Genomic DNA, 12,135 nt, shown 5'->3' with positions numbered 1-12,135 from the left:
CATGGAAAACAACCAGCCGATCATCATCAAGCGCGTCAAGCGCTTCGCTGCGGGGCACCATGGCGGCGCCTGGAAAATCGCTTTTGCCGACTTTGCGACGGCGATGATGGCGTTCTTCCTGGTGCTGTGGCTGATGTCCACCGCCACACCGGAACAGAAGATCGCCATCGCCGGTTACTTCAAGGACCCCATCGGGTTTTCCGAGAGCGGTACGCCTTTTGTGATCGACCTCGGTGGTTCGCCGCAACTGGCGCCCGAGCGCACCATCAACCCGGAAGTCAAGACCGAGTCGCCCCAGGAAAAGATCCCGATCGAGCGCGATACCGTCGAGGCCATGGCTGAGCAGGTCGAACAGGAACGCCTGGAGCTGTTGCTGCAAGAGCTGCAAACCAAGGTTGAGGAAAACCCGCAACTGCTGAAGTTCAAGGATCAGATCTCCTTCGAGATCACGCCAGATGGCTTGCGCATCCAGATCACGGACGCCGCCAACCGGCCGATGTTCGACTCCGGCAGCGCGCGGTTGAAGCCGTACTTTGAAGACATCCTGCTGGCCATGGCCGACACCATCAAGGCGGTGCCGAACAAGATCAGTATCAGCGGCCACACCGACGCCAAACCGTATGCGGGCCAGGGCGACTTCGGCAACTGGGAACTCTCGGCCAACCGGGCCAATGCCGCGCGTCGCGCACTGGTTGCCGGCAGCTATCCGGACCCGCAAGTGGCGCGAGTGGTGGGGTTTGCTTCTTCGCAGCTGTTTGATCCGAAGGATCCGTTCAACCCGATCAACCGCCGCATCGATATCGTCGTGCTGACCAAAAAGGCCCAGCGTGCGATTGAAGGTGACCAGCACGCAGCGCCGCCGGTACCGACCCCGGGGGCCGGGGCGCCCGGCGAAGTGCCGGCCGACCCGAATGCACTGCCGCCCGGGCAGGAACCGTTGCCGGCCCATGAGCTGCGCCAGAAGCTGAACCTGTTTGATGATGGTGGGGTGAAAGACCCGACTCAGCCAGCAACAGGCTCATAAGCCGGATACAAAAAGGCCGCGATGATCGCGGCCTTTTTGTACCTGCTACACCCTGTAGGCGCGAGCGTGCTCGCGATGGGCGTTAACGATGACGCGTGCCGTCTGAATGCACGCGGCGTCCTCAGGTTTTTCGCGAGCAAGCTCGCTCCTGCACGTTAATAGCTGGTCTCGGGCAAGCTGGCGATGATTGAGCGATAGCTGTTCATCCGTTGCTGCTGCACGCGGCCATCTTCCAGTGCCTTGAGCAGGGCGCAACCCGGTTCGCGGTCATGTTTGCAGTCGCGGAAGCGGCAGGTGCCGATCAAGTCGTTGAACTCGATAAAGCCTGCTTCTACATCGGCACGGCTCACGTGGCCCAGGCCGAATTCGCGAATACCCGGGGAGTCGATCAACTCACCGCCGCCCGGGAAGTGGAACAACCGCGCCGTGGTGGTGGTGTGGGTGCCTTGGCCGGACAGCTCCGAGAGCGGCCCAACACGGGTTTCGACTTCCGGCAGCAGGCTGTTGACCAAGGATGACTTGCCCACGCCCGACTGGCCGACGAACACGCTGATGCGCCCGTCCAGTTCGGTCTGCAACTGCTCCATACCATTGCCGTGATGCGCCGAAACTTCCAGCACCGGATAGCCAAGGGTGCGGTACACCGCCAGCAATGCATTAAGTGCCGGGGCGTTCTGCTCGTCGATCAGGTCGAACTTGTTCAGCAGCAACAGCGGGCGGATGCCAGCGTGCTCGGCCGCTACCAGGTAGCGGTCGATCAGGTTGGCATGGGGCTCGGGCAGTGGCGCGAAGACAATGACGATCATGTCGACGTTGGCTGCCACCGGCTTGAGCTGGCCACGGCTATCGGGGCGACGCAGTTCGGTGGTGCGCGGCAGTTGGGCGACGATCACGCCGATGCCCTGGTTGCCGGCACGCCACACCACTTGGTCGCCGGTCACCAGCGCAGGCAGGTTGGCACGCAGGTGGCAACGGAACACTTCGCCTGCGTGATCGCCTTCTTTGGCCTCGACTTCGACCTGCACACCAAAGTGCGCGATCACCAGCCCCGTTTGCTCGGGGCCCAGGTCGCCGCCCTCAAGCGCTTCCACGGCGGAGGATTCACGTTTGGCGGCGCGGGCAGCGCGCTCACCCTGAATCTTTTCGATGCGCCAGTTTTGGCGACGGTTGAGCTGGCGTTTGGCCATTGGTGTTCCGTGTCGATAATACAAAGGTTAGGTAAAACGGTCGCGAGTCTAGCACGCCCTGCCTGCTAAACTGCGCAGCTACGCCAAGGTGCCAAGGAACCACGACATGCAAAACCCACAGAACCTGATTTGGATCGATCTGGAAATGACCGGTCTGAACCCTGACACTGACGTCATCATCGAGATGGCCACCATTGTCACCGACAGCAACCTCAACACCTTGGCCGAAGGTCCGGTGATCGCCATTCACCACAGCGACGCGGTGCTGGCGACCATGGATGAGTGGAACACCCGCACCCACGGCAACTCGGGCCTGACCCAGCGTGTGCGTGACAGCCGCGTGAGCATGGCCGAGGCCGAGGCTGAAACCATCGCCTTCCTTGAGAAGTGGGTGCCCAAGGGTAAGTCGCCGATCTGCGGCAACAGCATTTGCCAGGACCGCCGCTTTCTTTATACCCACATGAAGGCGCTGGAAAGCTATTTCCACTACCGCAACCTCGACGTGTCGACCCTGAAAGAGCTGGCCGCGCGCTGGGCGCCGGAAGTCAAAGACAGCTTCCACAAGGGCAGCACCCACTTGGCGCTGGACGATATTCGCGAGTCGATTGCCGAACTGCAGCATTACCGCAAGCATTTCATCAAGTTCTGACTTGGGTCGTTGTGAGGAGCTGTTGTGGCGAGGGAGCGTGCTCCCGCTGGGCTGCGAAGCGGCCCTAAAAAATGGGACTGCTCGCAGTCTAACGGGAGCAAGCTCCCTCGCCACATTAGGAAGAGCTTTAAGCTCTTAAGGGCTCGCCCCCTTTTGGTGCCATCACCAAATGATTAGACTGCGCGCCTCTTTGCAAGGATCGCCACCATGCTGCTGATGCTCTACCTCGTCGCCATCACCGCCGAAGCCATGACTGGCGCCTTGTCCGCCGGGCGGCGCGGCATGGACTGGTTCGGTGTGGTGCTGATCGCCTGCGTGACGGCGCTGGGTGGCGGTTCGGTACGTGACGTGTTGCTCGGCCATTACCCGCTGACCTGGGTCAAACACCCGGAATACCTGGTGCTGACCTCCATCGCAGCCCTGGTGACGATCTTCATCGCCCCGCTGATGCGCCATCTGCGCTCGCTGTTCCTCGCGCTGGACGCCGTGGGCCTGGTGGCCTTCACCCTGATCGGCTGCATGACTGCCCTGGAAATGGGCCACGGCATGCTCGTGGCGTCGGTCAGCGGGGTGATCACTGGAGTTTTCGGCGGCATCCTGCGGGATATCTTCTGCAACGACATTCCGCTGATTTTCCGCCGTGAGCTGTATGCAAGCGTGTCGTTCCTGGCCGCCTGGTTCTACATGTTGTGCATCTATCTTGAGCTACCGAGCGAGCAGTCAATCTTGCTGACGCTGTTCAGCGGCTTTCTACTGCGCCTGTTGGCGATCCGTTTTCACTGGGAAATGCCCAAGTTCGTCTACAACGACGACGTGCACTGACGTTCGGCGTGCTGGTTCAGCGCCCATTCCACATGTTCGCGCACCAGCTCCGACGGGTATTCCCGCCGCGCCTTCAACGCTTCCAGCACTGGAATGCTTGACGGCGCATTGCCCAGGCCCACCGCCAGGTTGCGCAGCCAGCGCTCATAACCGGCGCGGCGCAGGGGCGAGCCTTCGGTGCTGCTGAGGAATTTGTCCTCGTCCCACATGAATAATTCGGCCAGCTCTGCGTTATCCAGATTGTGCCGTGGCTTGAAATCGCCTTCGTCGGTAGGCCGGGCGAAACGATTCCACGGGCAAACGATCTGACAGTCATCGCAGCCGAATACCCGGTTGCCGATCAGGGGGCGCAGTTCCTCCGGAATCGCGGTTTTCAGCTCGATGGTGAGGTAGGAAATGCAGCGTCGGGCGTCCAGCACATAGGGCCCGACGAAGGCGTTGGTAGGGCAAATGTCCAGGCAGGCGGTGCAACGGCCACAGTGTTCGGTGGTGTGCGGTGGGTCGACCGGCAGCGGCAGGTCGACAAACAGCTCGCTCAGGAAAAAGTAACTGCCCGCCTTGCGGTTGAGTACCAGCGTGTTCTTGCCGATCCAGCCCAGCCCGGCCTGTTCGGCGATGGCTTTTTCCAGCACCGGGGCGCTGTCGACAAAGGCGCGAAAGCCGAACGGGCCGATCTGCGCCTGAATCCGGTCGGCCAGTTGCTGCACGCGCTTGCGGATCAGCTTGTGGTAGTCGCGGCCCAAGGCATAACGGGAGATGTAGGCTTTTTCGGGTTTGGCCAGCAGTTGGGCCATGTGTGTGTCGCCGGGCAGGTAATCCATGCGCAGGGATACCACGCGCAAGGTTCCGGGCACCAGTTCTTCGGGGTGCGAGCGCTTGCTGCCGTGGGCGCCCATGTAGTCCATTTCGCCGTGGTAACCGGCGTCGAGCCAGCGTTGCAGGTGCTGTTCATGCTCGGCGAGGTCGAGGCCGCTGATGCCCACTTGTTGAAAGCCCAGCTCACGGCCCCAGTCTTTGATCGATTGGGCGAGGGCGGGCAGGTCGTAGGTAATAGCAGGCATGAACAAGAGAAACCGCAGGTTAGATGCGTATAATTCTGCCAGACATCGGAGCTTGAAGACGCATGCCGCAGACAAAACACGAAATACCCGACGTTCAGCACCTGTTGCCCGGCCAATTGCCGCAACTCGCTGCGCGTTCCCCGGACGCCCATAAAGGCCAGTTCGGTCATGTATTGCTGATCGGCGGCGACCGGGGTTTTGGCGGCGCCGCCTTGCTTAGCACGGAAAGCGCCTTGCGCGGCGGTGCCGGCATGGTTTCCCTGGCGACCCGCAGCGAACACGTTGCAGCGGCGCTGGCGCGGTTGCCGGAAGTGATGACGGTGGGCGTGCACTCGGCCAATCAGTTGATGGGCTTGCTGGAAAAGATTTCTGTGATTGTCATCGGCCCGGGCCTGGGTGAGGCTTCCTGGGGCAAAAGCCTGTTGTCGGTGGCGGCCAATGCCAGGCAGCCGCAAGTCTGGGATGCCGATGCCCTTAACCTGCTGGCGGCGGGCAAGGTCAGCCTGCCGGCCAATTGCGTGATCACTCCGCATCCTGGCGAAGCAGCCCGCTTGATGGGCATTTCGACAGCCGAAGTTCAGGCTGATCGCCTTAACGTGGCCCGTGCGTTGAGTCAGAAATTCAATGCGGTAGCGATCCTCAAGGGCGCAGGCAGCTTGATCGCCAGCCCGGACGGATGTGTTGCCCGCTGTGATCAAGGTCACCCGGCGATGGCGACAGCCGGCCTGGGCGACGTGTTGGCCGGCCTGGTCGGTGCTTTACTGGCTCAAGGCATGCCGGCATTCGATGCCGCCTGCCTGGCGGTCTGGTTGCATGCCACTGCCGGCGATCGGCAGGGCACCTTTGGTCGCGGGCTGACCGCCAGTGACCTGATTCCCGCCATTCGTCAGTTGCTGGAGGAGCAATCGCCGTGCCTGAAGTAATTCTTTTCCTGGCCGATGAAGATGCCATGGTCGCGTTCGGCAACCGTATTGCCCAAGTGACGAAAGGCTCGGGCCTGATCTTCCTGGAAGGTGATTTGGGCGCCGGGAAAACCACCTTGTCCCGGGGCATCATTCGCGGGTTGGGGCACGCAGGTGCCGTGAAAAGCCCTACGTTCACCTTGGTAGAACCCTACGAAATTGGCGACGTGCGAGCCTTCCACTTCGACCTGTATCGCCTGGTGGATCCCGAGGAGCTGGAATACATGGGCATCCGTGATTACTTCGATGAGGACGCCTTGTGCCTGATCGAGTGGCCAGATAAAGGCACAGGCTTTTTGCCAAAGCCGGACCTGACCATTACCATTACCCCGCATGAGCATGGACGTCAGCTGAAGTTGTTGTCCCACAGCGCGCACGGCGAGTCGTGGTGCGCCGCCTTGGCATTGGAATTCAAATAATTGATGGGGTTAGGTATGCGCTTTCGCGCGTTGGTTACTGTCGTAGGGGTGTTGCTTGCGGCAATGACTTTCAATGCACTGGCGGCCTCACAGGTGAAAAGTGTTCGCCTGTGGCGGGCGCCGGATAACACGCGACTGGTATTCGACCTGTCTGGCCCGGTTCAGCACAGCGTCTTCACCCTCACGGCGCCTGATCGCCTGGTGATTGATATCAACGGTGCGACCCTGGCCGCGCCGTTGAAAGTCGCCATGGCCAATACCCCGATTACCGCCATGCGCTCGGCTCAACGTACGCCGACCGATCTGCGGGTGGTCATCGACCTGAAAAAGGCCGTGACCCCGAAAAGCTTCGTGTTGGCACCCAACGCCCAATATGGCAACCGGCTGGTGGTCGACCTGTTCGACAACGCCGCCGATGCCGCCCCGCCGCCTGCGCCAACCCCAAGCGTCGCGACGATACCTGCGGTGCCGGTCACCCAGTCGCAACCCCAGGTCAAATTGCCGCCGCCACCACCTGCGCCGGCGGGCAAGCGTGACATCATCGTGGTCATCGATGCCGGTCACGGTGGGGAAGACCCGGGCGCCTCGGGCTCGCGAGGCCAGCATGAAAAAGACGTGGTACTGGCCATCGCCCGCGAACTGCAGCGCCAGATCAATGGCATGAAAGGCTATCGCGCCGAACTGACTCGTACCGGCGACTACTTCATTCCGTTGCGTGGCCGTACCGAAATCGCCCGCAAGAAGGGCGCTGACCTGTTCGTCTCGATCCACGCCGATGCCGCGCCTTCGGCTGCGGCTTTCGGCGCTTCGGTGTTTGCCCTGTCTGATCGCGGCGCCACGTCCGAGACGGCCCGCTGGCTGGCCGACAGTGAAAACCGTTCTGACTTGATCGGCGGGGCCGGCAACGTGTCCCTCGACGATAAGGACAAGATGCTCGCCGGCGTATTGCTCGACCTGTCGATGACCGCTTCGCTGACCTCCAGCCTGAATGTCGGGCAAAAAGTCTTGAGCAATATTGGCCGCGTCACCTCGCTGCACAAACAGCGCGTGGAACAGGCCGGTTTTATGGTGCTCAAGTCGCCGGACATTCCGTCGATCCTGGTGGAAACCGGGTTTATCTCCAACTCCAACGAAGCCTCGAAACTGGCCTCCGCCAGCCATCAGCAGGCGCTGGCGCGCTCCATCAGCGCCGGTGTTCGCCAGTTCTTCCAGCAGAACCCGCCGCCGGGCTCTTATATCGCCTGGCTGCGTGATTCCGGGAAGATCGCCCAGGGTCCGCGCGACCATCGCGTGCAGCCGGGCGACACCCTGGCAATGCTGGCGGTGCGCTTCCAGGTGTCCGCGGCGACCTTGCGCAGTGCCAACAACCTGAAGACCGATGAATTGAAAGTCGGCCAGGTGTTGACCATCCCTGGCACTGAACTGGCGGCGCAATAATGAGCGAAACAGTCTTGAGCAACACTTCGCGCATTGAACTGCTAAGCCCGCGCCTGGCTAACCAGATCGCTGCGGGCGAGGTGGTTGAGCGGCCGGCGTCGGTGATCAAGGAGTTGCTGGAAAACAGCATCGACTCCGGCGCCAAGCGCATTGATGTCGACGTTGAACTGGGCGGCGTCAAGCTGCTGCGGGTACGCGACGACGGCAGCGGGATTTCCTCCGATGACCTGCCGCTGGCCCTGGCCCGTCATGCCACCAGCAAAATTCGTGACCTGGAAGACCTTGAACGGGTGATGAGCCTTGGGTTTCGCGGTGAGGCCCTGGCTTCCATCAGCTCCGTGGCCCGCCTGACCTTGACTTCCCGCACCCGCGACGCCGACCAGGCCTGGCAGGTAGAAACCGAAGGCCGTGACATGGCGCCCCGGGTCCAGCCGGCTGCGCATCCGGTGGGCACTTCGGTGGAAGTGCGCGACCTGTTCTTCAACACCCCGGCCCGGCGTAAATTCCTCAAGGCCGAAAAAACCGAATTCGACCACCTGCAAGAAGTCATCAAGCGCCTGGCGCTGGCCCGGTTTGATGTGGCTTTCCACCTGCGCCACAACGGCAAGACCATCCTCAGCCTGCACGAGGCTCATGATGATGCGGCCCGTGCCCGACGTGTCTCGGCCATCTGCGGTGCCGGGTTCCTGGAGCAGGCGCTGCCGATCGAGATTGAGCGCAATGGCTTGCGCCTGTGGGGTTGGGTGGGTTTGCCGACCTTTTCCCGCAGCCAGGCTGACTTGCAGTACTTCTTCGTGAACGGCCGGGCGGTGCGCGACAAACTGGTGGCCCATGCGGTGCGCCAGGCCTATCGCGATGTGTTGTTCAACGGGCGACACCCGACGTTTGTCCTGTTTTTTGAGGTCGACCCGTCGGTGGTCGATGTCAACGTGCACCCGACCAAGCACGAAGTGCGCTTCCGTGACGGGCGCATGGTTCACGACTTCCTCTACGGCACTTTGCACCGCGCCTTGGGCGATGTACGCCCGGATGATCAACTGGCGGCGCCGATTGTCACGGCCATGGTCCGCCCTTCGGGGCCGGAAGCCGGTGAGTTCGGGCCCCAGGGCGAAATGAGCCTGGCGGCCAACCTGCTGCAATCGCCGCAAGCCCAGCCGAGCTATACCGCTCCTGGCTCAGGCGCTGGCGCCGGTTATCAATACCAATACACGCCGCGCCCGCAATCCGGGGTGCCGGTGGCTGAGGCCCAGGCGGCCTATCGCGAGTTTTTCGCGCCGCTGCCCGGTGCCGAGTCGGGCGCTGCCGCCTTGCCGGAAGGCCAGGGCGACGTGCCGCCGTTGGGTTACGCACTGGCCCAGCTCAAGGGCATCTATATTCTTGCGGAAAACGCTCATGGCCTGGTGCTGGTGGACATGCACGCCGCCCACGAGCGGATCATGTACGAGCGCCTGAAGATCGCCATGGCCAGCGAAGGCCTGAGCGGCCAGCCGCTGCTGGTGCCGGAATCCCTGGCGGTCAGCCAGCGCGAGGCGGATTGCGCCGAAGAGCACGTCAGCGTGTTCCAGAAGCTGGGCTTTGAGCTGCAACGCCTGGGCCCGGAAACCCTGGCTATCCGGCAGATCCCGGCCTTGCTCAAGCAGGCCGAGGCCAATCGGCTGGTGGCCGACGTGCTGGCCGACCTTATGGAGTACGGCACCAGCGACCGCATCCAGGCGCACATCAACGAACTGCTCGGCACCATGGCCTGCCACGGCGCCATCCGCGCCAACCGCCGGCTGGCCCTGCCGGAAATGAACGGTTTGCTGCGGGACATGGAAAACACCGAGCGCAGCGGCCAGTGCAACCACGGCCGTCCGACCTGGACCCAAATGGGCCTGGACGACCTGGACAAACTGTTCTTGCGCGGCCGTTGATGAGTGCCTTGCCCCCCGCAATCTTCCTGATGGGCCCGACGGCCGCCGGCAAGACTGACCTCGCCATCGAGCTGACCAAAGTCTTGCCGTGTGAGCTGATCAGTGTCGACTCTGCCCTGGTTTACCGGGGCATGGACATCGGCACCGCCAAGCCCTCCAAAGAGCTGCTGGCCCAGTACCCGCACCGGTTGATCGACATTATCGATCCCAGTGAGAGCTATTCGGCGGCGGATTTTCGAACCGATGCCCTGGCCGCCATGGCCGATATCACCGCGCGGGGCAAGATTCCGCTGCTGGTGGGCGGCACGATGCTCTATTACAAGGCTTTGCAGGAAGGCCTGGCAGACATGCCGCCCGCCGATGCCCAGGTTCGCGCCGAACTGGAGGAAGAGGCTGCGCGCCTTGGCTGGCAAGCCCTGCACGACCAGTTGGCCGTTGTGGATCCAGTTTCCGCCGCGCGGATTCATCCCAATGATCCCCAGCGGCTGACGCGAGCCCTGGAAGTCTGGCGTGTCAGTGGCCAGACCATGACTGAACACAGGCTGAAACAAACTGCGCAAAGTACTGAAGCAGGCGCTTCGGGACAGTCACAATTGCCCTATACTGTGGCGAATCTGGCCATCGCTCCGGCGAATCGCCAGGTGCTGCATGAACGAATTGCACAAAGATTCACAATTATGTTGGAACAGGGGTTCGTGGACGAGGTCGTAGCACTGCGTTCAAGAGGTGACCTGCATCCGGGGTTGCCTTCGATACGTGCTGTAGGCTACCGCCAAGTCTGGGATCATCTGGATGGCAAGCTGACGTCAGCCGAAATGCAGGAGCGCGGCATCATTGCCACGCGCCAATTGGCGAAACGCCAGTTCACATGGCTGCGCAGTTGGACTGATTTACACTGGTTGGACAGTCTGGATTGCGACAATCTGTCACGCGCCTTGAAATACTTGGGAACGGTCTCCATATTGAGCTGAGTCCTTGCAATTGCCGTCTATCCTTGGGGGTGTGACGGCCATGAGCTATCTATTTTCCGATTTTTTATTATTGATCCTTAAAGGAGTGCGGCACATGTCAAAAGGGCATTCGCTACAAGACCCTTACTTGAATACTTTACGTAAAGAGAAAGTTGGGGTTTCCATCTATCTGGTCAACGGTATCAAGCTGCAAGGTACGATCGAGTCGTTCGACCAGTTCGTGATCCTGCTGAAAAACACCGTAAGCCAAATGGTTTACAAGCACGCTATCTCGACCGTAGTGCCGGTTCGTCCAATTCGTCTGCCTAGCGCAACCGAAGAACAGGGCGACGCCGAGCCTGCACCGGGTAACGCCTGATAGGAGTCTCCTTTGTTCTTTGAGCGCCACGGTGGTGGTGAGCGAGTGATCCTCGTTCACTTGGATGGACAGGACCCTGAGGCGCGCGAAGATCCGCAGGAGTTTCAGGAGTTGGCAAATTCGGCCGGCGCCGAGACCGTCGCGTTTTTTAACGTGCCGCGTCATCGGCCAACCGCCAAATTCCTGATTGGCAGCGGCAAGGTCCAAGAGCTGCACGACTTGGTACACGCCGAAAAGGCCGATCTGGTGATTTTCAATCACATCCTCACGCCCAGTCAGGAACGTAACCTCGAACGTGTCTTCGAGTGCCGCGTAATTGACCGCACGGGTCTGATTCTCGATATTTTCGCTCAACGCGCCCGTACCCATGAAGGCAAGCTCCAGGTAGAACTGGCCCAGCTTGACCACATGAGCACCCGCCTGGTTCGCGGCTGGACTCACCTTGAGCGTCAGGGTGGCGGTATCGGCATGCGTGGCCCGGGTGAAACCCAGCTGGAAACCGACCGGCGTCTGCTGCGGGTGCGCCTGCGACAGATCAAGGGCCGCCTGGAGAAGGTGCGCAGCCAGCGCGAACAGTCGCGACGTGGCCGTATGCGTGCGGATATTCCTACCGTTTCCCTGGTGGGCTATACCAACGCCGGCAAATCCACACTCTTCAACAACGTGACGAAATCGGACGTGTACGCGGCCGACCAACTGTTTGCGACCCTCGACCCGACCTTGCGCCGTCTGGAACTGGACGACCTGGGGCCGATTGTCCTGGCCGATACCGTAGGTTTCATTCGTCACTTGCCCCACAAGCTGGTCGAGGCATTTCGGTCTACGCTCGAAGAGTCGAGCAATTCCGACCTGCTGTTGCACGTGATCGATGCGGCCGAACCGGATCGCATGTTGCAGATTGAACAGGTCATGGTGGTGCTGGGCGAGATTGGTGCCCAGGACTTGCCGATCCTCGAGGTCTATAACAAACTCGATTTGCTTGAAGGCGTTGAGCCACAAATCCAGCGCGACGAAAACGGCAAGCCCCAGCGGGTCTGGCTGTCGGCGCGTGATGGCAGTGGCCTGGAATTGCTTGAACAAGCCATTGCCGAGCTGTTGGGCAGCGATTTGTTTGTCGGCACCTTGCGCTTGCCTCAGCGTTTTGCTCGACTGCGTGCACAGTTTTTCGAGCTGGGCGCGGTACAGAAAGAAGAACACGACGAAGAGGGTGTCAGCTTGCTGGCCGTTCGAATACCGCGCACGGAGCTGAATCGGCTGGTCAGCCGGGAAGGCGTTGTGCCGGCAGAGTTCATCGAACAACACACTTTGCAATAAAAGCCTGAGAAAGCGGTT

Annotated in this window: 12 protein-coding genes; 10 read left to right on the top strand and 2 right to left on the bottom strand. The window is 61.2% G+C overall.

What is annotated here, in order from left to right; translation table 11 throughout:
* Position 1 precedes the first annotated feature (1 nt).
* On the top strand, positions 2-1,024 hold the full coding sequence (gene motB, locus CEC48_RS21575) for a flagellar motor protein MotB (protein WP_088425585.1): 1,023 nt from the start codon (positions 2-4) through the stop codon (positions 1,022-1,024).
* A 155-nt stretch (positions 1,025-1,179) separates the two neighbouring features.
* Here motB and rsgA read toward each other — a convergent pair whose 3' ends face one another.
* Entirely contained in the window at positions 1,180-2,211 is a 1,032-nt protein-coding gene (gene rsgA / locus CEC48_RS21570) for a small ribosomal subunit biogenesis GTPase RsgA (protein WP_088425584.1), read from the bottom strand.
* Between the two features lie 106 nt (positions 2,212-2,317).
* Between rsgA and orn the strand changes: the two genes are divergently transcribed.
* Positions 2,318-2,860, top strand: a complete 543-nt coding sequence (orn, locus tag CEC48_RS21565; protein ID WP_003217529.1) for an oligoribonuclease — start codon at positions 2,318-2,320, stop codon at positions 2,858-2,860.
* Positions 2,861-3,067: 207 nt separating this feature from the next.
* Positions 3,068-3,682, top strand: a complete 615-nt coding sequence (locus CEC48_RS21560; protein WP_076018062.1) for a trimeric intracellular cation channel family protein — start codon at positions 3,068-3,070, stop codon at positions 3,680-3,682.
* Here CEC48_RS21560 and queG read toward each other — a convergent pair.
* Positions 3,661-4,743 (bottom strand): tRNA epoxyqueuosine(34) reductase QueG, encoded by a 1,083-nt coding sequence (gene queG, locus CEC48_RS21555; protein ID WP_088425583.1) that lies wholly within the window; start codon positions 4,741-4,743, stop codon positions 3,661-3,663. The two genes, CEC48_RS21560 and queG, sit on opposite strands and share 22 nt — an antisense overlap.
* 62 nt (positions 4,744-4,805) lie before the next feature.
* On the opposite strand from queG, the gene CEC48_RS21550 reads away from it, so the two are divergent.
* The 7 genes from CEC48_RS21550 to hflX all read left to right on the top strand — a co-directional run bounded on the left by CEC48_RS21550 (position 4,806) and on the right by hflX (position 12,117).
* Positions 4,806-5,666, top strand: a complete 861-nt coding sequence (locus tag CEC48_RS21550) for an NAD(P)H-hydrate dehydratase (RefSeq protein ID WP_088425582.1) — start codon at positions 4,806-4,808, stop codon at positions 5,664-5,666.
* A complete protein-coding gene (tsaE, locus tag CEC48_RS21545) occupies positions 5,654-6,124 on the top strand; it encodes a tRNA (adenosine(37)-N6)-threonylcarbamoyltransferase complex ATPase subunit type 1 TsaE (protein ID WP_088425581.1) in 471 nt (156 codons plus the stop codon). The genes CEC48_RS21550 and tsaE overlap by 13 nt, the downstream gene beginning before the upstream one ends.
* A gap of 3 nt (positions 6,125-6,127) precedes the next feature.
* Positions 6,128-7,561: an N-acetylmuramoyl-L-alanine amidase gene (locus CEC48_RS21540; RefSeq protein ID WP_218192538.1), complete on the top strand. Its 1,434-nt coding sequence runs from the start codon at positions 6,128-6,130 to the stop codon at positions 7,559-7,561.
* Between the two features lie 14 nt (positions 7,562-7,575).
* A complete protein-coding gene (gene mutL / locus CEC48_RS21535) occupies positions 7,576-9,474 on the top strand; it encodes a DNA mismatch repair endonuclease MutL (RefSeq protein WP_176438757.1) in 1,899 nt (632 codons plus the stop codon).
* A complete protein-coding gene (gene miaA / locus CEC48_RS21530; RefSeq protein WP_088425578.1) occupies positions 9,474-10,445 on the top strand; it encodes a tRNA (adenosine(37)-N6)-dimethylallyltransferase MiaA in 972 nt (323 codons plus the stop codon). The genes mutL and miaA overlap by 1 nt, the downstream gene beginning before the upstream one ends.
* Positions 10,446-10,539: 94 nt before the next feature.
* Positions 10,540-10,803: an RNA chaperone Hfq gene (gene hfq / locus CEC48_RS21525; RefSeq protein ID WP_003217515.1), complete on the top strand. Its 264-nt coding sequence runs from the start codon at positions 10,540-10,542 to the stop codon at positions 10,801-10,803.
* Between the two features lie 12 nt (positions 10,804-10,815).
* Positions 10,816-12,117 (top strand): ribosome rescue GTPase HflX, encoded by a 1,302-nt coding sequence (gene hflX, locus CEC48_RS21520; RefSeq protein ID WP_088425577.1) that lies wholly within the window; start codon positions 10,816-10,818, stop codon positions 12,115-12,117.
* The last annotated feature ends 18 nt before the right edge of the window (positions 12,118-12,135 follow it).

The organism is Pseudomonas sp. K2I15, assembly GCF_002204795.1.
Classification (GTDB): domain Bacteria; phylum Pseudomonadota; class Gammaproteobacteria; order Pseudomonadales; family Pseudomonadaceae; genus Aquipseudomonas.
This window is presented reverse-complemented; position numbering and strand designations above follow the sequence as displayed.